The 21,535-nt window shown below is 48.9% G+C and carries 18 protein-coding genes; 14 read left to right on the top strand and 4 right to left on the bottom strand.

Going from position 1 to position 21,535, the window contains the following annotated elements; genetic code table 11:
* Positions 1-146: 146 nt before the first annotated feature.
* Entirely contained in the window at positions 147-875 is a 729-nt protein-coding gene (locus ACETK5_RS15815) for an alpha/beta hydrolase (protein WP_326096845.1), read from the bottom strand.
* 256 nt (positions 876-1,131) lie between these two features.
* Between ACETK5_RS15815 and pdhA the strand changes: the two genes are divergently transcribed.
* From pdhA to ACETK5_RS15775, 8 genes are all read left to right on the top strand, one after another.
* Positions 1,132-2,199 carry a pyruvate dehydrogenase (acetyl-transferring) E1 component subunit alpha gene (gene pdhA, locus ACETK5_RS15810; protein WP_100539322.1) on the top strand — a complete coding sequence of 356 codons (1,068 nt, stop codon included), beginning with the start codon at positions 1,132-1,134 and terminating at the stop codon, positions 2,197-2,199.
* 165 nt (positions 2,200-2,364) lie between these two features.
* Positions 2,365-3,342, top strand: coding sequence for an alpha-ketoacid dehydrogenase subunit beta (locus tag ACETK5_RS15805; RefSeq protein ID WP_009589183.1), 978 nt, complete (start codon positions 2,365-2,367; stop codon positions 3,340-3,342).
* Between the two features lie 29 nt (positions 3,343-3,371).
* Positions 3,372-4,691 carry a dihydrolipoamide acetyltransferase family protein gene (locus ACETK5_RS15800; RefSeq protein ID WP_326112797.1) on the top strand — a complete coding sequence of 440 codons (1,320 nt, stop codon included), beginning with the start codon at positions 3,372-3,374 and terminating at the stop codon, positions 4,689-4,691.
* A 3-nt stretch (positions 4,692-4,694) separates the two neighbouring features.
* Entirely contained in the window at positions 4,695-6,110 is a 1,416-nt protein-coding gene (gene lpdA, locus ACETK5_RS15795) for a dihydrolipoyl dehydrogenase (protein WP_009589200.1), read from the top strand.
* A 145-nt stretch (positions 6,111-6,255) separates the two neighbouring features.
* The gene (gene thyA, locus ACETK5_RS15790; RefSeq protein ID WP_100536490.1) at positions 6,256-7,050 is read left to right on the top strand and encodes a thymidylate synthase; all 795 of its coding nucleotides are present in this window, start codon (positions 6,256-6,258) and stop codon (positions 7,048-7,050) included.
* 61 nt (positions 7,051-7,111) lie between these two features.
* The gene (locus tag ACETK5_RS15785; protein ID WP_326112795.1) at positions 7,112-7,600 is read left to right on the top strand and encodes a dihydrofolate reductase; all 489 of its coding nucleotides are present in this window, start codon (positions 7,112-7,114) and stop codon (positions 7,598-7,600) included.
* A 342-nt stretch (positions 7,601-7,942) separates the two neighbouring features.
* Positions 7,943-9,430, top strand: a complete 1,488-nt coding sequence (locus tag ACETK5_RS15780; RefSeq protein WP_394056662.1) for a glutamate synthase subunit beta — start codon at positions 7,943-7,945, stop codon at positions 9,428-9,430.
* Between the two features lie 116 nt (positions 9,431-9,546).
* On the top strand, positions 9,547-11,838 hold the full coding sequence (locus tag ACETK5_RS15775; protein WP_394056660.1) for a type IA DNA topoisomerase: 2,292 nt from the start codon (positions 9,547-9,549) through the stop codon (positions 11,836-11,838).
* A gap of 71 nt (positions 11,839-11,909) precedes the next feature.
* Here ACETK5_RS15775 and ACETK5_RS15770 read toward each other — a convergent pair whose 3' ends face one another.
* Both ACETK5_RS15770 and ACETK5_RS15765 read right to left on the bottom strand, forming a co-directional pair.
* Positions 11,910-12,647: an HAD family hydrolase gene (locus ACETK5_RS15770; RefSeq protein WP_100536494.1), complete on the bottom strand. Its 738-nt coding sequence runs from the start codon at positions 12,645-12,647 to the stop codon at positions 11,910-11,912.
* A gap of 16 nt (positions 12,648-12,663) precedes the next feature.
* Complete coding sequence (locus tag ACETK5_RS15765) at positions 12,664-13,581, bottom strand: ArsR/SmtB family transcription factor (RefSeq protein WP_100536495.1); 918 nt, start codon at positions 13,579-13,581, stop codon at positions 12,664-12,666.
* A gap of 129 nt (positions 13,582-13,710) precedes the next feature.
* Between ACETK5_RS15765 and ACETK5_RS15760 the strand changes: the two genes are divergently transcribed.
* From ACETK5_RS15760 to ACETK5_RS15735, 6 genes are all read left to right on the top strand, one after another.
* Positions 13,711-14,892 (top strand): MFS transporter, encoded by a 1,182-nt coding sequence (locus ACETK5_RS15760; RefSeq protein ID WP_100536496.1) that lies wholly within the window; start codon positions 13,711-13,713, stop codon positions 14,890-14,892.
* Between the two features lie 83 nt (positions 14,893-14,975).
* Complete coding sequence (locus ACETK5_RS15755) at positions 14,976-15,695, top strand: phosphonate ABC transporter ATP-binding protein (RefSeq protein ID WP_100536497.1); 720 nt, start codon at positions 14,976-14,978, stop codon at positions 15,693-15,695.
* A 67-nt stretch (positions 15,696-15,762) separates the two neighbouring features.
* The gene (locus ACETK5_RS15750; RefSeq protein WP_100539323.1) at positions 15,763-17,082 is read left to right on the top strand and encodes an FG-GAP repeat domain-containing protein; all 1,320 of its coding nucleotides are present in this window, start codon (positions 15,763-15,765) and stop codon (positions 17,080-17,082) included.
* A 3-nt stretch (positions 17,083-17,085) separates the two neighbouring features.
* A complete protein-coding gene (locus tag ACETK5_RS15745; protein ID WP_100536498.1) occupies positions 17,086-17,784 on the top strand; it encodes a response regulator transcription factor in 699 nt (232 codons plus the stop codon).
* The gene (locus tag ACETK5_RS15740; RefSeq protein ID WP_100536499.1) at positions 17,781-19,235 is read left to right on the top strand and encodes a sensor histidine kinase; all 1,455 of its coding nucleotides are present in this window, start codon (positions 17,781-17,783) and stop codon (positions 19,233-19,235) included. Before ACETK5_RS15745 ends, ACETK5_RS15740 begins: the two co-directional genes overlap by 4 nt.
* A 193-nt stretch (positions 19,236-19,428) precedes the next feature.
* Positions 19,429-19,959 (top strand): GNAT family N-acetyltransferase, encoded by a 531-nt coding sequence (locus ACETK5_RS15735; protein ID WP_100536500.1) that lies wholly within the window; start codon positions 19,429-19,431, stop codon positions 19,957-19,959.
* Between the two features lie 152 nt (positions 19,960-20,111).
* Here ACETK5_RS15735 and ACETK5_RS15730 read toward each other — a convergent pair whose 3' ends face one another.
* Complete coding sequence (locus ACETK5_RS15730) at positions 20,112-21,326, bottom strand: glucose-1-phosphate adenylyltransferase (RefSeq protein ID WP_100536501.1); 1,215 nt, start codon at positions 21,324-21,326, stop codon at positions 20,112-20,114.
* Between the last annotated feature and the right edge of the window lie 209 nt (positions 21,327-21,535).

Below are 21,535 nucleotides of genomic sequence, written 5' to 3'. Positions count from 1 at the left end.
TATAGCTTGCGCTTACTTTGCTTCACGGGTATTCTTTTTTTGCCAACTGCTTTCAAGCGTAACGCGTAAGGTCCCGGGTGGGACAGGCAAAGAATTTTGATGTAACAGGTCATTTATATAGCCAATGGATTTTGCCAATCAATCGATTAGCCCAGGAAGTACATAAGAGCAGCAGGGAGCTCTTTTTGCCAGAAGCCCCAAAGGTGGCGGCCGTCTTTTTCAAGATAAGATATTGTGGCACCCCGTTCTTCCAGCAATGCCTTTGTTGAACGATTCAATTCAACGAAGTTATAGACACCTGTATCGGTTGCATAGTTGTCTTCTTGCAAGCCTACAATCATATAGATGTCGAGCCAGGACAAATCCGGTTCTTCCCTGATCATATGCTGGGACTTCTCATAGAAGGCGCCGGACAAGCTGATGATTCGGGTGAAGAGATGCGGGTAACGCAAGGCCAGATGCACGGAGACACTTCCGCCAAGGGAGTCGCCGGCGAGTACTCTTTCGGCAGGCTCTTTGCGCACAGGATATTTTTGTTCTACGAAGGGAATAATCTCTTCGGCGAAGCAGGACAGATAAGCGTCGAAACGGTTGCCGAATGGCGCGTATTCCTCGGTGCGAACTTTGGTGTTCACTTCCACGCCTACAATGATAAACGGCTCCACACCTTCTTCGAGAATGAGCTGATTGGCCCAAGTCGCAATGCGGCCAAAATTGAAAAATTCCTCTCCATCCTGACAGTAAACAACGGGATAGCTGAGAATTTCATTGTATCCGGGAGGAAGGTAAATGCGCAGCGTTCGATTCTCCTGCAGAAACTGGCTTTCAATTACTTCTTTTACGATGGTTCGCTTCAATAAACGTTCATTCGTCATCATTCGTCACCTTTTTCGGGTTAGTTTTTGAAATGCGGTAAACAATAAGTTAAAATTACCCTGACATGTTGAAGTTGGCTGCTGTTCTATGATGTTTGTCATACTGTTATAGTATTGTTCATTAACTGTTATACATACAAACGTTAAGAAATATGAAATTTTATCTGCTATTTCTTTGACGAATGGAGTAAAACAGGTGTATAATAATTCTATAACAGCGGAACTTGATATTCAAATATTTATTGAGGTGAAAAAAATGACCAAGGTTCCTTATGAAGTATATACCGAGGAAGTCGATACTCTATCTGTACTTTCCCCGGATGGCAAAATCGTAAACAAAGATCTTCTGCCTGAATTGTCAGACGATCAACTGAAAGAAATTATGTACCGTATGGTATTTACCCGCACTTGGGACGACCGTGCCGTAAATCTCGGCCGCCAAGGACGTCTCGGTTTCTATGCTCCTGTATCCGGTCAAGAAGCAACGATGGTAGGTAGCGAATTCGCGCTTGAAAAAGACGACTTTGTCTGCCCGGGCTACCGTGATATGCCGCAAATCGTATGGCATGGACTTCCGCTTTATCAAGCATTCCTCTATTCCCGCGGACATCAGCATGGCGGACAAATTCCGGAGGGTGTTAACGTATTGATGCCTCAGATTATCATTGGCGCGCAAATCCTGCATGCCATGGGTATCGCTATGGGTTACAAATTGAAGAAGCAAAAACAAGTGGTTATTACGTATACCGGTGACGGCGGCTCTTCCGAAGGCGACTTCTACGAAGGCTTGAACTATGCAGGCGTGTACAAACTGCCGGTCATCTTCTTCGTACAAAACAACGGCTATGCAATCACAACTCCATTCTCCAAGCAGACTGCAGCATTGTCTATCGCACATAAAGCTGTAGCAGCCGGTATCAAGGGCGTTAAAGTTGACGGCATGGACGTTCTCGCGGTAATCAAAGCGGTTCGTGATGCTGCAGAACGCGGCCGCAACGGCGAAGGCGCAACGCTTATCGAAGCCGTGACATATCGTTTCCGTCCGCATTCCTTGTCTGACGACGCTACGAAATATCGTACGAAGGAAGAAGAGGGCGAGTGGAACGAGAAGGATCCGATCGCACGTCTTGCGAAGTACTTGGAAGCAAAAGGCCTCTGGACAGAGGAAGATACAGCTCGCGTGAAAGAAGAAGCGAAAGCGAAAGTCAACGAGCAAATTAAAAAAGCAGAGCAAACGGAAAAAATGACGGTACCTGGTTTGATCGACAGCATGTTCGAGCAAACGCCGAAGCATCTGGAAGAGCAGAAAGCTGATTTCCAATAAAAATGACGGGCCGATGATTGTCAAAGGTTGATCCTGGATAATCATCCGGTTTTGTCATGGCTGCAACAGGTCTGTTTTTGAATAACGTTTTGACATCGATATATAGCCGCAAGGCATAACACTGGAATTTTAGTGAACTGTATTTCTTAAGGAGGAAATGAAGCAATGGCACAAATGAACATGAAAGAAGCGATTCGCGACGCCATGCGCGTTGAATTGAGCCGTGACCCTAACGTTGTCATCTTCGGTGAAGACGTGGGTAATGTCGGCGGTGTTTTCCGGGTAACGGAAGGCCTTCAAAAAGAATTCGGGGAAGAGCGCGTATTCGATACGCCGCTGGCTGAGTCCGCTATCGGCGGTTTGGCAGTAGGTCTCGGTATTCAAGGCTTCCGTCCAATCGCTGAAATTCAATTCGTTGGATTTATCTTTGAAGCTCTTGACCAAATCGTTGTTCAAGCAGCGCGTATGCGTTACCGTTCCGGTGGACGTTACAACTCCCCAATCGTATTCCGTACGCCATTCGGCGGCGGGGTTAAAGCGGCTGAGCTGCATACCGATGCACTCGAAGGTTTGATCACGCAAACCCCGGGTATTAAAGTTGTAGTACCTTCCAATCCTTATGATGCAAAAGGACTCATGATCGCAGCGATTCGCGATAATGATCCTGTGTTCTTTATGGAGCACTTGAACCTGTATCATGCGTTCCGCGCTGAAGTTCCTGAAGGTGATTACACCGTTGAGCTTGGCAAAGCTAACGTGGTTCGCGAAGGAACCGACGTTACGATTATCGCTTACGGCCTGATGGTTCATACCGCAACGAAAGCGGCGGACGAACTTGAGAAGAACGGAATCAAAGCGGAAATCATCGACTTGCGCACCATTTCTCCAATCGACATCGATACCGTGCTTGCTTCGGTTAAGAAAACCAACCGTGCTATCGTGGTTCAAGAAGCGCAAAAATCTGCCGGCGTAGCTGCAGAAGTTATCGCTCAAATTAATGAGAAAGCGATTCTGCACTTGGAAGCTCCAGTGCTTCGCGTGACTCCACCGGACACTGTGTATCCATTCGCGCAAATCGAGGACACTTGGTTGCCTACTCCGGCACGTATCGTGGATGCCGTCAATAAAGTATTGAATTTCTAATAGCAGCAATTTCTAGGGAGGTTTTTCAGTTGGCAAAATTTGAATATCGTTTTCCAGAGCTGGGTGAAGGTCTGCATGAAGGTGAAATCATCAAAATGCATATCAAGCCGGGCGACAAAGTAACAGACGACGACATCATCATGGAAGTACAGAACGACAAGGCAGTCGTAGAAGTTCCTTGTCCCGTGAACGGTACGGTTCAAGAAGTTTTTGCCAAGGATGGTCAAGTGTGCCGTGTCGGTGAAGTGGTTGCTATCATCGATGCTGAAGGCGACATTCCTGAGCAGGAAGCTCCTGCTGAAGAGCAATCGGCGCAAGAAGCTGACGCAGCGAAAGGCAGCGCGGATACAACTTCTTCCCCGGCTCAAGATGCTCCGGCTGACGCTAAACAAGGCGGAAACGGTGGAGCAGCTGCACCAGCAGCACCTAACCGTGAAGTTCTGGCTACGCCAAGCGTTCGTAAATTCGCTCGCGAGCAAGGAGTAGACATTGCACAAGTGCAGGGCTCCGGCAACAACGGTAAAGTGACTCGCGAAGATGTTGAAGCCTTCAAAAACGGTGGAGGCCAAGCGACAGCAGCTCCAGCGCAAGAAGCAGCTTCCGAAGCAAAAGCAGCTCCTGCAGCATCCGCAGCGGTGGATACTCGTGCAGAAGAAGAGCGCGTACCATTCAAAGGCATCCGTAAAGCGATCTCGAACGCCATGGTTAAATCGGCTTACACAGCTCCTCACGTTACGATCATGGACGAAGTTGACGTAACCGAGCTGGTAGCGTTCCGTACCCGCATGAAACCGATCGCGGAGAAAAAAGGCACGAAAGTTACGTATCTGCCGTTCATCGTTAAAGCACTCGTTGCGGCTAGCCGTCAATTCCCTGCTTTGAATGCTATGATCGACGAAGAAGCGAACGAAATCGTGTACAAAAAATACTACAACATCGGTATCGCTACAGATACAGATAACGGTCTGATCGTACCGGTTATCAAAGATGCGGATCGTAAGAGCATCTGGATGATCGCTGACAGCATCCGTGACCTGGCTGCTCGCGGCCGTGAAGGCAAACTGTCCCCTAACGAAATGAAGGGCAGTACGATTTCCATCACGAACATCGGATCCGCAGGCGGTATGTTCTTTACGCCAATCATCAACTTCCCAGAGGTTGCTATTCTCGGTACCGGCCGCATCAGCGAAAAAGCGGTTGTGAAGAACGGCGAGATTGTAGCAGCACCTGTTATGGCATTGTCCTTGAGCTTTGACCACCGTATCATCGACGGCGCAACGGCTCAAAACTTTATGAACTATATTAAACAACTGCTCGCTAACCCTGAGCTGCTTGTTATGGAGGTGTAACTAATGGTAGTTGGAGATGCTTCTTTAGATATTGATACTCTAGTCATTGGTGCTGGTCCTGGTGGATATGTGGCGGCGATTCGTGCCGCCCAACTGGGTCAAAAGGTTCTGATCGTTGATAAATCGGAACTCGGCGGTGTTTGCTTGAACCGTGGTTGTATTCCTTCCAAAGCTTTGATCGCTGCAGCTCATCAGTTTGAATCCGCTAAGCATGCCGATGCCTTCGGTATTTCCGTGGAGAACGTAACCGTTGATTTTGCAAAAACGCAGGAATTCAAAAACGGCGTTGTCAAAAAAATGACTGGCGGCGTTGCCGGTTTGCTGAAAGGCAACAAAGTGGAAGTTTTCAACGGCGAGTGCATGTTCATCAACGAAAACGAAGCGCGTGTATTCAATGATCATGAATCTCCGCGTTACCGCTTCAAGAACTGCATCATTGCTACAGGTTCCCGCCCAATCGAACTGAAGCCATTCCCGTTTGGCGGACGCATCTTGTCTTCTACCGAAGCATTGAACCTGCCTGAGGTACCGAAAAGCATGATCGTAATCGGTGGCGGCTACATCGGTGCCGAGCTTGGTCAAATGTACTCCAAATTCGGTTCCAAAGTAACGATCATCGAAGGTCTGGACAGCGTTCTGGCTGGCTTTGACAAAGACATGACAAGCCTCGTTACGAAAAACATGAAGAAAACCGGTATCGAAATTATCACAGGTGCTAAAGCTGAAAGTGCTGAGCAAAACGATAAAGAAGTTACCGTGAAATACTCCGTGAATGGCGAAACCAAAGAAGTAACAGCAGATTACCTGCTGGTTACAGTTGGCCGTCGTCCCAACACGGACGGAGAGCTCGGTCTGGACCTGATCGGCCTCGATATGGATGAGCGCGGATTCGTGAAAGTTGACCATCAAGGACGCACAAGCATTCCTCATATCTTCGCAATCGGGGATATCGTGTCCGGTCTGGCGCTTGCACACAAAGCTTCCTATGAAGGTAAAGTGGCAGCTGAGGCCATTTCCGGAATGCCTTCCGTTGTGGATTACAAATGTATTCCAGCGGTTGTGTTTACAGATCCAGAATGCTCCAGCGTAGGTTACACCGAAGCTCAAGCGAAGGAAAAAGGCCATAAAGTGAAAGCTGGCAAATTCCCTTACGCTGGTAACGGACGTTCCGTATCCTTGAACCATCCGGAAGGCTTCGTGAAGATCGTGGCTGAAGAAGGAACAGGACTTATTCTTGGAGCGCAAATCGTAGGTCTGGAAGCTTCCAACCTGATTGCAGAGCTCGGTCTTGCGATTGAGATGGGCGCTACGCTTGAAGATGTAGCCTTGACCATCCATGCGCATCCGACGCTTGGTGAAATCGTAATGGAAGCTGCGGAATTGGTTATGGGTCATCCGATCCACATCATTGCCCGTTAATCCAAGACGTATTTTTCGAGTCATTATATATTCGGCCAGGAGGCAGAGAACGCGCAGGCGGTTTCTGCCTCCTGTTTTTTTGCATCCCAAACATTCCACGAACATGATAGACTGTTGATATGAGATTCTAGTGAGGTGACTATACATGAAACAATATTTGGAGCTGCTGCAAGACATACTTGATCATGGAGTAGAGAAAGGGGACCGCACGGGAACGGGAACGTTATCCGTATTTGGAAGACAACTGCGTTTTGACCTTGCCAAAGGTTTCCCTCTGATGACAACCAAGCGGATTCACCTGAAATCGGTAATACATGAGCTTCTGTGGTTCTTAAGCGGGGAAACAAACATCCGGTATCTAAAAGAAAACGGCGTGCGGATATGGGACGAATGGGCGGATGAGAACGGTGATTTGGGGCCGGTTTACGGCTCGCAGTGGCGAGCCTGGGAAACGCCGGATGGACGCCATATCGACCAGATTGCCAATGTCATCGATTCGATTAAAAACAATCCGGACTCCCGGCGGCATATCGTCAGTGCCTGGAACGTGGCAGAGATCGATAACATGAAGCTGCCTCCATGCCATTTTGTATTCCAGTTCTACGTGGCGGGCGGGAAACTCTCCTGTATGCTTACTATGCGCTCTGTGGACAGTTTCCTCGGACTGCCGTTCAACATCGCGAGTTATGCGCTGCTTACCCATATGGTTGCCCAGCAGTGCGGCCTGGAGCCGGGTGAATTCATCTGGTCCGGGGGCGATGTGCATATCTATTCCAATCATATGGAACAGGTCAAAACGCAGCTTGAACGCGAGCCTTATGAGCTGCCGAAGCTGGTCATCAAGCGCAAGCCGGAGAGCATCTTTGATTATACATTCGAAGACTTTGAATTCGAGGGTTACCAGTATCATCCAACCATTAAAGCGACCGTAGCTGTGTAAATAAAAAGTTGTGAGTCATATTCGGTAAAATCCATTCGTACAAGGAAGGAGTGAGTGTGCAATGATATCCATGATATGGGCAATGGGCAAGGATCAAGTAATTGGGCTGAACGGTACGATGCCTTGGCGTTTGCCGCGGGATATGGCCTTCTTCAGGGAGAAAACCCTGCATAAAACCATTCTGATGGGGCGCAAGACTTGGGATTCCTTTGGCAGCAAACCGCTGCCTCACCGAAAGAACATCGTGCTCACGAGAGACAAAAGTTTCGCGCTGTCGGACGATCAGGGCATGGTGATCCATGATATGGATGAAGCCCTTCCCTATGCGGAGAACGAAGAGCTGATGGTCATTGGCGGATCGCAGATTTATGATTTGATGCTTCCGAAAGCGGATCGACTGTACTGTACGTTTATTGATGAGACTTTTGAAGGGGATACGTTCTTCCCCGAAGTGAACTGGGATGAATGGGAAATTATCGAAGAAATTCCCGGCATAACGGACGAGAAAAATCCGTATGCCTACCGGTTTGTTACGTTTGAACGAAAATAAAGAGCTTGATGGTGAGCTTACAAGGGATAGGCATACCCTAATCCATTCATGTTGGCAACGCTTTGATAGTAGGATAATACAAATGATCATGCATATAGTCCATTTAACAGGTGAAAAGCGAAATGCTACTATATTTTTAATGTTTATACAAATCGCTGCTTAAATAGCCGCTAATCGTGGGGGTTCAAGCTCTGATAAAAAATTTTTTAGCATAAATAGAAAAAATAAATCAGACTGAAACCTGTTTCTTGGGTCATCTGAAGATCGATGTCGGATGATTTATGATATGATAAATTGTACATGGTAACCAGCATGGATAGAACGGATGGGGGTAAAAGCAGTATGTCTACACCAACAGGATTTATGGAATATCAGCGCCAGCTTCCGGCAGACCGGAGCCCGGCAGAACGAGTTAAAGACTGGGAAGAGTTTCATAAACATTTAGAAGAAGAAGAGCTCCAGACCCAGGGAGCACGCTGCATGGACTGCGGTACGCCATACTGCCATACAGGAATCGATATGCTCGGCGGCACTTCGGGCTGCCCGGTTCACAATCTGATTCCGGAATGGAACAATCTTGTATATCGGGGCTTATGGAGAGAAGCTTTGGAGCGTCTCCACAAAACAAACAACTTCCCTGAGTTTACCGGACGCGTATGTCCTGCCCCTTGTGAGGGTTCTTGTACCGTCGGTTTGATCGGGGAGCCGGTTACGATTAAATCCATCGAGCAAGCGATCATCGACAAGGGCTTTGAAGAAGGCTGGGTTGTTCCCGAGCCGCCTGAGAAGCGCACGGGACGTCGCGTAGCCGTTGTCGGTTCCGGTCCGGCAGGGCTGGCTGCAGCTGCTCAACTGAACAAAGCAGGCCATTCCGTAACCGTCTATGAACGTGCCGACCGGATCGGCGGCCTGTTGACTTACGGGATTCCATCCATGAAGCTGGACAAGGGTATTGTTCAGCGCCGTGTAGATCTGCTCGCGGCTGAAGGCGTCGAATTCGTTGTCAGCACCGAGATCGGCAAGGACATTCCCGCCAAGCAGCTGATGGAAGACTATGATGCCGTTGTCCTGTGCGGCGGTGCTACAAAGCCGCGTGAATTCAATATTGAGGGCAGTGACCTCAAGGGCATTCACTATGCAATGGATTATTTGAACGGAACCATCAAGAGTCTGCTGGATTCCGGTCTTGAAGACGGCAACTACTTGTCGGCAAAAGACAAAGACGTCATTGTCATCGGCGGCGGCGACACCGGCTCCGACTGCGTCGCTACAGCGCTCCGTCACGGCTGCAGCAGCGTCACCCAGTTCGGTACGCATAAACAGGCTCCGCTGCAGCGTGACCCCATTGCAAACCCTTGGCCGCAGTTCCCGAATGTGTACACGCTCGATTACGCACATGAGGAAGCGAAAGCACTGTTTGGCAACGATCCACGCGAATTCTCCATTATGACGACGAAATTTGTCGGGGATGAAGAGGGCAATCTGAAAGAGCTTCATACCGTTCAAATCGAGCGTATTGTAGATGAAACCGGCCGTAAAGTGTATCAACCGATTCCGGGTACGGAAAAAGTATTTCCTGCTCAAATGGCGTTCATCGCTATCGGTTTTGATGGACCGGAGCATACGCTGGTCGAGCAGCTTGGACTTGAAACGGATCGCCGTTCCAATGTAAAAGCGCCGTACGGCAAATATACGACCAATGTGGATAAAGTATTTGCCGCCGGAGATATGCGCCGCGGACAAAGCCTCGTGGTATGGGCCATCAACGAAGGCCGTGAGGTGGCGCGCGAGGTAGACAAATATTTAATGGGTGCGACCGTACTGGTTTAATCCTTCTCCTAAATATGCTATCATACTAATAGTAGTTAAAAGGACTTCGCGAGAGCGAAGTCCTTTTTGGAGTTAGCCACCGCGACATGGTTACTCATCGGGGAGGAGAATGTCATTTGAAAACGTTGGTCATTGCCGAAAAGCCGGATATGGGACGGAACATCGCTGCGGTCATCGAGCCGCGGGCCAAGAATAACCGTACATATCTTGAAGGTGAGCAATATATCATAACTTGGGCTATCGGACATCTGGTTGGGCTAGCGGAGCCGGATGCATATGATCCGAAGTACAAACGCTGGAATTTACGGGACCTGCCCATCATTCCGGAGCAATTCAAAATCATCCCGAATCCGAAAACCAAGGATCAGCTGAAGGTCATTGGAGAGGTCGCCAAGCGCTGCAGCCATATCGTAAACGCATGTGATGCGGGGCGAGAAGGACAATATATTTTCGCTCTGATCCAACAGCAATTAAAATTGAAACAGCCTGTAAAAAGACTATGGATTTCGGATTTAACGGCGGAAAGCATCGCCCGTGGCTTCGCGGAGCTGAAGGATGGGGTTGAATTCGAGAATTTAACGCAAGCTGCGCGCGCACGCAGTGAAGCCGATTGGTTGATCGGCATGAATGCGTCGCGTGCCTTTACAACCCGTCATCAGACATTACTATCGGTTGGGCGGGTCCAGACGCCGGTTCTGGCTCTAATCTATGATCGACAGAAGGAAATCGAAGCCTTCGAATCGCAAACGTTTTACGATGTGAAGGCCGTGTTTAAACAAGAGCAGCTGGAGTATAACGGAACATGGCAGGGAGAGCGGCTGACATCACAGGAGAAAGCAGAGGCGATTGCATCTAAGGTTCATGGGAAGAATGGGGTTATCACCAAATATGAGGTCAAAGAAACGAAAGAATATCCGTTCAAATTGTATGATTTGACCCTTCTTCAACGTGAAGCCAATGCCAAATACGGATACTCTGCCAAAAAAACGCTGGATCTTGCGCAAGCGTTGTATGAGCGTCATAAGGTGATCTCATATCCGCGTACCAACTCCAATTATGTGAATGAACAGAATATCGAAGGCATGCACAAGGCACTTCATATGTTGAAATCAACCTCCTATGCTTCGATGGCTGAAGGAGCAGATCCTAGCCGGGTGCACATTAACAATAAAGCGGTATGTAATCCACAGCGGGTGGAGGATCACCATGCCATCTTGCCGACGTTGAAGCGTCCGGGCACACTCAGCAAGGAAGAGCAGCATATTTACGATCTGGTCATCATCCGGTTCTTGTCGCATTTCTACCCGCCGGCGATGTATAAGCAGCATACGGTGCTCACCGAGGTAGAGGGGGAAACGTTCAAGACGGGAATCAAGGAACTGCTATCGCTTGGCTGGAAGGTGCTGATTGTCCAGGACAAAGAGCAGAAGAAAGCCAAATCTTCCAAGAAGGGGAAAGAGGACGAGGAAGAGGAGACCCAGGAATGGAACGACCGTTCCTTTGATCTGTTTCCCGATAAGCCGGTACATTGCAAAAAATCCGAAGTGAAAGAAAAGGCAACCCAACCGCCCAAGAGTTATACGGAAGGAACCTTGCTGAAGGCGATGGAGAGTGCCGGAAAATCCATTGAGGATGAAGCGCTTCGGGATGCGATGAAAGACAGCGGGCTGGGAACGCCGGCAACCCGGGCAGCGACCATCGAGCGCTTGAAGAAGGTCGGATATATTACGATGCAGGGCAAAAGAATCACCGTTACCCAAAAAGGAAGGACGGCGGTGGAGTTGATCCGGCATGCAGGCGTAGAATTACTCGCTTCGCCTGAGATGACGGGTCAATGGGAACGTCGCCTTCACCAAATATCCAAGGGCGAGGCTTCCGCAGACGTGTTCATGCAAAACGTGCAGAAGTTTACCATTTCGATCATCAATAAGGTATCCTCGCAGCGACCGGCGCCTTCGTCATTATTCGGCGGGGATGAGGACAAGTCCAAAGGCAGAGGGAAGCGAAGTGCGGGAAAAGCTGCCGCAACCTCGCGTGACAAGGAAGAGGGGGCGGCTAAGCGGACTCCGAAATCAGATGCCTCTACTTCAAGCGAAGCGTCGTCCGTACGCTCTTCGTTAGGCCGATGCCCTAGACCCGGATGTGAAGGGCATATTATTGAAGGTCGCAAAGGTTATGGCTGCGCCAGTTTCAAAACCGGCTGCAGTTATGTCATCTGGAAGGAATTTGCCGGTAAACAAGTTTCGCATGCGATGCTGAAATCCTTGCTGCTTCAAGGCAAGACCCAGGTATTATCCTTTAAAAACGAGGACGGCAGCACGTATAAAGGCAGGATTGTCCTAGCTGCTGAAGGGAACGGAAAGCTTGCTGTTCAGGCAGAGGACTCGAGTGAAGCCGTGAAATCGTGAGACGGCACAGTTAAATAAAAAACCGAGCCCATCAGGGAGTTGCTCCTTGATTTCGGCTCGGTTTATTTTGATTAATCCAAATGCTCTTCAATAACCTCGGGCACTTCGGTCAGCGCCGAAACGGTATATAACACATTATGCGGCTCTTGCTTCAGCTCGACCAGGTTATACTGCCATTCGCGCTGTTGTTTGATATAGATGCTGTTGATGCCAGCCGTCAGCGCCGGAATGACATCCGTGCGAAGCGAGTTGCCGATCATCCACGTATCGGAACGGGAGAATGTCCCCATCGTGAGGATTTCTTCCAATGCCGAAATGTTTTTATGCTGGCGAATGTAGATACGGTCTTTGAAGTAATCGGCCAGCTTCATCTGTTCGATTTTACGTTTCTGAATTCTGGTCTCGCCCCCTGTATAGAGGTGGAGGCAATGTCCATCCTCCTGAAGCTTCTCGAGCGTCTCGACCATGCCGGGGTAGGCTTCGATTTCCTGCTCATACACACTGAGTCCTAACTCGTAGAGAAGCTTCTCTTCCTTGCGCGAGCTTTCTCTTCCGTGAATGCGGCCGAAATAATGATACGTATCGATAAGGGACTGGGGAAAGTTCGCACTTGCAAATCCCAGCTTATCGATGCCGGCTACGTCGATCTCCATTTGCTTGGTCCGGACTTCTTCAGTAGTCAAGCCAACATGTTGAAACCATTCGGTCATCCACTCGAAATAATCACCGAGGATCAGATTGAAATATTTGTTGCAATGTACTAATGTGTCATCCATGTCGAAGATAATATGCTGCGATGTTTTACTCATGGTTCACTCCTTCTTGCTATGAAAGTCGAATGTAAGTCTCCAGGAACATCTGAAGCTCGGCAGCCCCATCCGGCCGCAGGCTGAATCTTTCGTTATTCTCGGACTTCAGATGGGAGCGCAGCAAGCCTGCCGCCCTCAATATCATCAAGTGGTGCATCAATTCCTCATAAGGCTGACCCAACTCGGACGCCATTTCGGACACGGCCTTCGGCTCATCTGCAATATATCGCAGGAGACGCAGGCGTTCAGGGTCCGCGAGAGCCTCGGTCATGCGGAGGAGAACGACGGGCGGCTCATCTTCCTCTTCTTCCGGGATATCGATAGGATACTGCAGCAGGAGTACGTTCTCATAGAAGCAATAGGTATTGATCGGCCGGAAATGCGTGCCCGGGAATAAGACTACGTTCTCCTGAGGCACGTCATCCAGTATAACCCCGCTTGAGGCATATTCGATCAAGTTTTCGTCGTCCATTTTCGGAAGGAGCATTCGTTTCTCTTCGGCATCTTCTTCCAGAAGCTGGTACAGGTCAGGCTCCACTTCCGAGAAGTAGTGCTCGTGCCAAAGCTTCATCAGCGGTGTATAGTTTTCTCGAATTCTAGATGTTTCATCCAGTGAGAGAGACGGCAAGTGAGGCTGAAGCAGGTCATGCAGCTCTTCCACGGCGGAAGATTCGATCCAGTTCAGAAAATCCGGGATTTCAAGGTGTTCTCCCCGAAGCATGATCAAAGCGTATAACACATCATAATCTCCGAGTGGCCATGAACGGGCTCGACTGAACTGGACACGAACAGGCTGAGGTAAACGCTCGTCCATCTCCGTTATCAGCTGTTTTCCGATATCCAGATTATCGGTCCATTTCCTTGTTGCATATATCATGAAGCTGCCTAGCAGCTCGTACACCATAGAGACATCGATACTAACTTTATATTTCATTAACGGATACCCTCCCAATTGATGGCATTGTTATTATTATGGCTTGTATGGATTGGGCTTGTCCACTATAATGTTCATTTGGCTGTTTAAATTCATCGTTTTTTCACATTAGAGGAGGACTATATTTCAGTGACAGAAGCTGTAACCCCCCGTCAGGGGAGAACTCATTATTTCATTTTAATTGCCGTCGTGGTTGCGGCAGGTTTAAGTCAGGGACTGTTATTACCGGTTCTGGCTATTTTTTTGGAACGGATGGGTATCTCATCCTCCATGAACGGATTGAACGCGGCGGCGCTATATGTAGGCTCGTTTGCCATGACGCTCGTTGCGGAAAGACTTCTCGGATGGGTCGGTTTCAAAAAACTGATCATTTCGGGACTTGTGATGGTAATGCTGTCGCTGGTCGCTTTTCCGTTGATTCCGAGCGTGGCCGTCTGGTTTCTACTGCGCGTGCTCGTGGGTATTGGCGATAGCGCACTTCATTATGCGGCACAGCTATGGGTGCTGATGATGTCAACGGTTAAGAACCGGGGGCGAAGCATATCCTTTTACGGCATGTCCTACGGTTTGGGATTCAGTATAGGGCCGCTGGGCATTCCGCTGCTAAAGTATGGCGAGGCGGTACCGTTTATCATTCTGGCCGTGCTGTTCTTGTTCATTCTGTTGATCGTGCTCTTTAAACTTCCGAACTTGAAGCCGGAAAAAAACGAGAATGGGGAGCAGCAGCCGGCTGGACGCTATCTCAAAAGCTACCGCCTGGCCTGGTTTGCCTTGATTCCCGCGTTCCTCTACGGATATATGGAAGCAGGCATTAACAGCAACTTCCCGGTCTACGGGCTAAGAAGCGGGTTTACATTGGGCGAAATTTCGGCACTGCTTCCTTTTGTCGGCATCGGCGGTCTGGTGCTGCAGCTTCCCCTCGGCATTTGGAGTGATAAATTCGGACGCAAACGGGTGCTGACAATCGCCGGTATTGTGGGCGGGTGCTGTTTCTTGCTCATTCCTGCAGCAGGAACGAATTTCTGGGCAACCTTACTATTACTAACGCTGGCCGGCGGCCTGGTTGGATCCTTCTTCTCCCTCGGGTTGGCTTATGCGGCGGATATCCTTCCCAGAGTGCTGCTGCCGGCGGCCAACGTCGTGGCTTCCTTCCATTTTAATGCGGGCAGCATAGCAGGTCCGAATGCGGGGGGCGCTATCATGGAAACGGGGTGGAACGGAGGGATCTTCGTTCTGCTTGGTGGATTGTATATTCTGTTTGCGTGTACGGGATTATGGTTTAAAGTCACAACAGCATCAACACAAAAATAGGAATGTGTGTTCTCATGGCAATTGCTTTCGCTTTCTTCTAAACTAGAGAGTAGGAATATGCACTTGACGGGAGAGACGATAACATGATTAAAGTGGATCGGCTGAAGAAAACGATGGGTCCTGAACGCACACCGGTGTTAAAGGATATCACTTTTCAGATGGAGCACGGGGAAATGATCGGTCTGATCGGTGCGAGCGGAAGCGGGAAAAGCTTGTTGATGAGCTGTCTATCCATGCAGCAAAAATGGGACGGCGGCAAATTAACGATTGATGGCGAAGATATGATGAATCCTGCGGGAAAACGGAGAATTCGCCGGGAATGGGCTTATCTTGAGCAGAACCCGTCCTTGAATGTGAATCGAACGGCGCTTAAGAATGTATTGATCGGACAATCCAGCCAAACACCGCTGTGGCGGATGGTAACCGGAATGGTCCGGTCTGATGATTATATGGGAGCTATGGATACGATTGAGCACCTGGGCTTGTTGGACAAGGCCAAACGAAAGGCCGGCGAGTTAAGCGGCGGCGAGAAGCAGCGGATTGCGATTGCCCGCGCGCTCGTTCATGGTGCCAAGGTGATTTTGGCGGACGAGCCGGTCACGGGACTTGATCCGGCTTCGGCCGAGCATGTATTGAAGACACTTAAAACCTTGTGCGAGGAAGAACGTTTAACTGTATTTACCGTGATTCCCTTGGAGCTGGCCGAGAAGTATTGCACCCGGATCATGGGTCTATCCGGCGGAGAACTGGCCGTGGATGTGACCGGAAGACGTTTAACCCATGGCGAGAAGTCAAGACTGTAATTATCGATCACCAAAGACGCCAGGTGAATGTATAGAAATGAGTTGATACTTATTGAAATATAGAGTGATGCAAGCCCTCTTGGCAGGCTTGTTACTATTTATCCTAAGCGGCTGCACGTTTATTCAGGACCCGGTGTCTTTAATGAAGCGACCGGATTTACCGACGGATAAAGCGACACTGAATGGCGCTATTCAATCTGCGCTTCTGAAGAAAAAGCTGAATGCCGGTGCCATTATCCGGCCGCGAAGTGACGTGGATAGCAGTTCCATCCGTATTCATGACCTGGACAACGACGGGATCATGGAAGCGGTCGTCTTCTATCAGACGCCGGACGATGAAGTGAAGATCCATGGCATGATCATGCAGCAGCAAGGCGATACATGGGTGAAGAAGCTTGATTTCGATGGAGAAGGGACGGTATTGGAGTCGTTTGATTTCGTCGATTTTACGAATGACGGCAAGGTCGACATCGTAGCCGGATTCTCCCGCGGCGAAGAGAATCTTCAGAACCTGCTTGCTGTGTATTCATTCTCCGGGGATTCGCTCGAAAAAATACCGGCTTTGCCATATACACACTTTAATATCGGAGACATGAACGGGGATAAGATCAACGATATTACGGTTGTCTATCTTCAGCAGAAAGAGCTCTCGTATATCAGCACCTATCAATATGACAAATTCGAGGACGCCTTTGTCGAGCTGAACAAGCTGGAACTGGGACCGAATATCGAAAGTTATTACAATGTTGTCGCAGGTAAAGTGGCCAAGGACAAAGAAGGTATCATCTTGGACGCTTCGGTTGTATCCAGCTCTTCTTATTCCAAGCTCATTATTATGGAGGAAAACCAGTTTATTGACGTCCTCCAGGATGAACTGCTTACCTACAAGGAGCTGCCTGTCGAGAGCGAAGATGTGAATGATGACGGTATTTTGGAGTTTGGTGTTCTTATGAGGCCAAGCGGCTGGGAAGATCGGCTTATCCTGGATGAGATCCCGTTCTTCACCACGTACTTCCAGTGGGACGGAGAGGTACGGGAGAGCAATGAAAAAGAAGGGCTTCAATTCGTACTCCAAAGGTACTACGATATGAACAATCACTTCTATCTGGACTTTCCGCCAGACATGTACAATAAGATTACCATCACGCCGGAATCCAACAAAAATGCTTATTTAAACTTTGTCATGACCGATACGGGAGAGTCCGTTGCAGAGATTAAATTCTTTTCGACGGCCCAGTGGGAGAAAGCCGAATCTGATTGGGAGATTTTGGTGAAGGAGAAAAACCGCGTGATTGCTTACCGAAGTCATGGCGATCTGAAACTGAGTAAAAAAGATAAAAAGCCAAACAGCAATAATGTGGCTCCTATCGAAAGAAAGGGGAACTAGACCTTGAGTAAAGTGCTCATATTAGAAGATGAAGAATCTATCCGCAGTTTTATCGTAATTAATCTGAAACGAAACGGCTTTGAAGTTCTGGAGACTGGGGACGGCAACGAAGCCCTTCGTATGCTGCAAACGACGCCAGATATCGATATTGCTTTGCTTGATGTCATGGTACCGGGGATTGACGGATTTGAAGTATGCCGCAGAATTCGGGAAACGAACGAGCGGATCGGCATTATTTTTCTGACGGCAAAAGTTCAGGAGCAGGATAAAGTGTATGCCCTCTCCGTCGGAGCCGACGACCATGTAAGCAAACCGTTTAGTCCGACGGAGTTAATCGCCAGGCTGCAATCTCTGCTGCGGAGGGTGAATGTCCAGCGTGCGGGAGCCGCCAAGGTATCATTTCAATCAGGTCCCTTTACGCTGGATTTGATCTCCAAGCAGTTTAAGAAGAACGGGCAGCCGGTGGAGCTGACGCCTACTGAATTTTCGCTGGTGCAGTTTTTCCTGGAGAAAGAAAACACGCCGCTTAGTCGTGATGTGCTGCTCGATCACGTATGGGGCAAAGAATATATGGGTGACCCCAAAATCGTGGACGTGAACATTCGGAGACTGCGCCAAAAAATCGAAGGCAATCCTTCCGAGCCGGAATACCTCCAGACGGTATGGGGACACGGCTATAAATGGAAGGGTCAGGGACAATGATCATCAAAAAAGGCATTCGGCGGCAAATCGTGCTGCACTACTTCCTGGTAGTGTTCATCGCCTTGCTGCTGATTGAGGTTATATTTCTAATCGCTTTACGATCGTATTATTACGATACGGTATACAATCATATTGTGAATCATATTAATACCGCCAACGATTTCTATCAGCCCTTTCGACTGACTTCGTCGGACAACGTCAACCAGCTGAGCGAGATGGTTCGCCATTTTGAATTGTATACAACGGAGCTTCAAATTCTGAATCCGGCGGGTCAAGTGCTCTCAACCTCTACCGGCTTCGAAATAGAACAGACCATCAATACCAGTGATGTCACCCAAGCGCTTGCAGGCAATACGAGCCGTTGGATTGGCAAGCAGCAAGGTACGGGGCAGATCGTTATGGCTGTATCCCAAACCGTTTCGAACGGTTTTGAGAAAACCTACATTCTTCGCTATGTGACTTCGCTTGAGTTCATTAACGACAAACTGATGAAAATCACACTGTTTGCCGTCAGCATCGGAGGGGCCGTGTTAGCGCTAGTGCTTGCCTTCAGCATTGGGCTGGCCAACTCCATCGTAAAGCCGCTCAACAACATTACGACGGTATCCGCCCAGATGGCCAAGGGCAAGTTTAACGTCAGAATCAAAGGCGACTATAAATATGAGCTTGGCGAGTTATCGTCAACCCTGAACTACATGGCGCAGGAGATTGTTCGAAGCAACCAGGTGAAGGATGATTTTGTTTCATCCATTTCGCATGAGCTGCGGACTCCGCTCACAAGCATAAAGGGCTGGAGTGAAACACTCGACTCCGGCGGCTATGATCCGGAAGAAACGAAGATCGGGATGCAGATTATTACGAAGGAAACCGATCGCTTGATCGGTCTTGTTGAAGAGCTGCTCGACTTCTCCAAGCTCCAGCAGAATGAGATGAAACTTGTGAAGGGTATCGTGAATTTACGGGAACTTCTGCAAGAGATTATGCTCAATCTGTGGACCAAGGCTGAGAAGAAGGGCATCCAGATCAAACTGGAGACCGACGAAAAACCGATTATCTATGGGGATGCCAACCGGTTGAAGCAGGTGTTTCTGAATATTGTGGACAATGCGATTAAATTCTCGCATGAGAACGGCATAATCAACCTGTCCTTCGCTATGGAAGACAAGTTTGTTGTCGTAACCGTGGAGGATCACGGAATTGGCATATCGGACGAACACCTGCGGCGGGTAAAGGATCGGTTCTTCCAGGTTAATCCGCTGAACGGGGGAACGGGACTGGGTCTCGCGATTACACAGCAGCTCATTGAGCTTCATGGAGGCACGATGGAGATGGAAAGCGAGCTCGGGCACGGAACATCCGTTATCGTCAAGCTGCCGCTGCCTGAAGGGAAAATACCGATGGCCGGCGGATTAGAGAACGGTGAGGATGACGAAGCCGGACCGACAGTATAAGCTTTGCCGGGTTACCGGCAAAGCTTTTTTCTAAAGATTAACAGAATTCAAAAGTTTCTAGCGAAGCGTGAGCAATTCTGAAGCATAGGCTCCACTTTGTGGGGTATTGTATTGGGGCCCCGGCAAAGTATTTGGAATAAGTTTCGAAGCATAGACTCCACTTTGTGGGGCTGTTAAAAGGGGGAGAGCGAAAGTGGGGGACACAGAAGCAACATTTTCTACTGAGCAAGGTCTGTTTGAATTAAAACGGGCTGAAGCAGAACAGGCAGGGGAGATGCTGTCGCTTCTCAAGGAAGCGGCGGAGGTGATGGAACAGCAAGGGCGCAAGCAGTGGAGTCCATCGCTCTTTTCCTTGGACTTGATGGAGCAGTATCTGGCGGAGCGTGAAGTGTTTATTCTGTGGCATGAAGACATGGCCATCGGCATGTTCACGCTGCAGTATGGAGACCCAGCCTATTGGGGAGAGCGGGACGATCCGGCCTATGGTTATCTTCATCGGCTGACCGTACGCGCCTTCTATCGGGGACTGGAGCTTGGAACGAAGATGATTTCTTTTGCAGAATCGTATTTGTTATCCAAGGGTAAACAGGGTTTCAGGCTGGATTGCGTATCCCATCTGCCGACGCTGAACCAATTTTATCAGCGCCAAGGATTTCAGTTCGTGGCTGAGCAGGATATGGGTGGTCGCTTCGTGAATTTATATGAGAAGCGTTTTATTTCATAATTTTACGTGTTACAAAACCTAAGTCGCATGCGCTTGAGATACAGTCAGCAGGGCACGATACATGAGAAAAAGCGATCCGTCACGGATCGCTTTTTTGTATAAAAGTCTGAAGGGATTTATCTCAGAGCTAATATTCTGTTGAAGAAACTCGTTTAAGATGAAGAGACATTAGCCCGCAAGCGTCCTTTTTCGTATACATCCTGAAGCAGTCGGGACGGCTGGGTACGAATGGTTGGTTTCGGAAGCACGGCCTCGTAAGGTCCAACAACTACAACGTTGCCGGGAGCCCCTTTTACAATCGCTCCATCCTTGATGATCGCTCCCTCACCGATGATGGCATGCTCGATATGGACGCCCTTGCCGATTTTGGCATTCGGCATGACCACACTGTCCTTGACGATGGAGTATTTGCCGATCTCCGCACCGCAGAATATAACGGAGCTCTTGGCTTTTCCTTCGAAGGTGCATTGGTCATGAATCAAGCAGTCTGTGTGTTCCGTATTGCGGTTCCGCGCCGCCGCCAGTTTGGTCTTCCATGCTCGGGTATACATAGGCCAATCGGATCTCTCCAGGACTAGCTCGTTTTGGCTAAGCACATCCATATGGGCTTCCCAGAGGCTTTCAACAGTGCCCACATCGCGCCAGTAGCCCTGAAAGCGAAACGCAAGCAGTGATTCTTCTCCGACCAGCATCTTAGGGATGACATCCTTCCCGAAATCATGGCTGGAGTTTGGATCAGCCGCATCTTCAATGAGGTGCTGCTTCAGATAGTCCCAACGGAACAAATAAATGCCCATCGAGGCGAGGTTGCTTTGTGGTTCTGCCGGCTTTTCGGCAAATTCAATGATATTGAGATTGTCATCAACGCTCATGACGCCAAACCGGCTGGCGTCTTCCCAAGGTACTTCCATCACGGAGATCGTGGCAGGTGCCGCTTGTTTCATGTGGGCATCAAGCATTTCGCGGTAATCCATCTGGTAAATATGGTCCCCGGATAGAATAAGGACATGTTCGGGATTTTGATCGTCGATGTATGGAATGTTTTTATAAATGGCGTCTGCTGTACCCAAGTATCCGTCTTGGTGTGTGCTGTTGGATGGAAGCAGAGCAATGCCTTCACGTCCTGTATGTGTTAGTCCCCAGGGTTCGCCTTCACCGATATGTTCGTGTAATGATTCTGCCTCATATTGTGTAAGCACTCCAACCGTATCGATTCCGGAGTTCACACAATTGCTGAGAGGAAAATCGATTATACGGTAATGTCCGCCAAAAGGAACGGCGGGTTTTGCCAGCTTAGACGTAAGGGGAGCTAATCGTTTACCTTCTCCACCGGCCAGAAGCATAGCAATACAGTCTTTTCTCTTCATCACGTTTCCCTCCCAATGTATTTTCACGTTGTACATTACATAAACGACATTCCCGGGGTTTGAAACGATTATATTGAAAAAGTAAATTGAAAATTACAAAATTATTTTTCAGGGACATTTTTTATTTTCAACATGGTTAGAATGGGGTAATAGCACTAATAATATGGATTTTTAAGAAAAAGCGGGTGACGATGATTGAACCAAGCAGT

Source organism: Paenibacillus ilasis (assembly GCF_043195395.1).
GTDB lineage: Bacteria > Bacillota > Bacilli > Paenibacillales > Paenibacillaceae > Paenibacillus_AQ > Paenibacillus_AQ lautus.
Note: the sequence above shows the minus strand (reverse complement) of the source record. Positions and strands in the feature narration are given on the sequence as shown.

Bases quoted from the DNA above. Each gene is read 5' to 3' on its own strand.
- ACETK5_RS15785 (WP_326112795.1), top strand. From the start codon at position 7,112: ATGATATCCATGATATGGGCAATGGGCAAGGATCAAGTAATTGGGCTG.
- lpdA (WP_009589200.1), top strand. From the start codon at position 4,695: ATGGTAGTTGGAGATGCTTCTTTAGATATTGATACTCTAGTCATTGGT.
- ACETK5_RS15815 (WP_326096845.1), bottom strand. From the start codon at position 875: ATGACGAATGAACGTTTATTGAAGCGAACCATCGTAAAAGAAGTAATT.
- ACETK5_RS15805 (WP_009589183.1), top strand. From the start codon at position 2,365: ATGGCACAAATGAACATGAAAGAAGCGATTCGCGACGCCATGCGCGTT.
- ACETK5_RS15770 (WP_100536494.1), bottom strand. From the start codon at position 12,647: ATGAGTAAAACATCGCAGCATATTATCTTCGACATGGATGACACATTA.
- ACETK5_RS15730 (WP_100536501.1), bottom strand. From the start codon at position 21,326: ATGAAGAGAAAAGACTGTATTGCTATGCTTCTGGCCGGTGGAGAAGGT.
- thyA (WP_100536490.1), top strand. From the start codon at position 6,256: ATGAAACAATATTTGGAGCTGCTGCAAGACATACTTGATCATGGAGTA.
- ACETK5_RS15780 (WP_394056662.1), top strand. From the start codon at position 7,943: ATGTCTACACCAACAGGATTTATGGAATATCAGCGCCAGCTTCCGGCA.
- pdhA (WP_100539322.1), top strand. From the start codon at position 1,132: ATGACCAAGGTTCCTTATGAAGTATATACCGAGGAAGTCGATACTCTA.
- ACETK5_RS15740 (WP_100536499.1), top strand. From the start codon at position 17,781: ATGATCATCAAAAAAGGCATTCGGCGGCAAATCGTGCTGCACTACTTC.
- ACETK5_RS15755 (WP_100536497.1), top strand. From the start codon at position 14,976: ATGATTAAAGTGGATCGGCTGAAGAAAACGATGGGTCCTGAACGCACA.
- ACETK5_RS15765 (WP_100536495.1), bottom strand. From the start codon at position 13,581: ATGAAATATAAAGTTAGTATCGATGTCTCTATGGTGTACGAGCTGCTA.
- ACETK5_RS15750 (WP_100539323.1), top strand. From the start codon at position 15,763: ATGCAAGCCCTCTTGGCAGGCTTGTTACTATTTATCCTAAGCGGCTGC.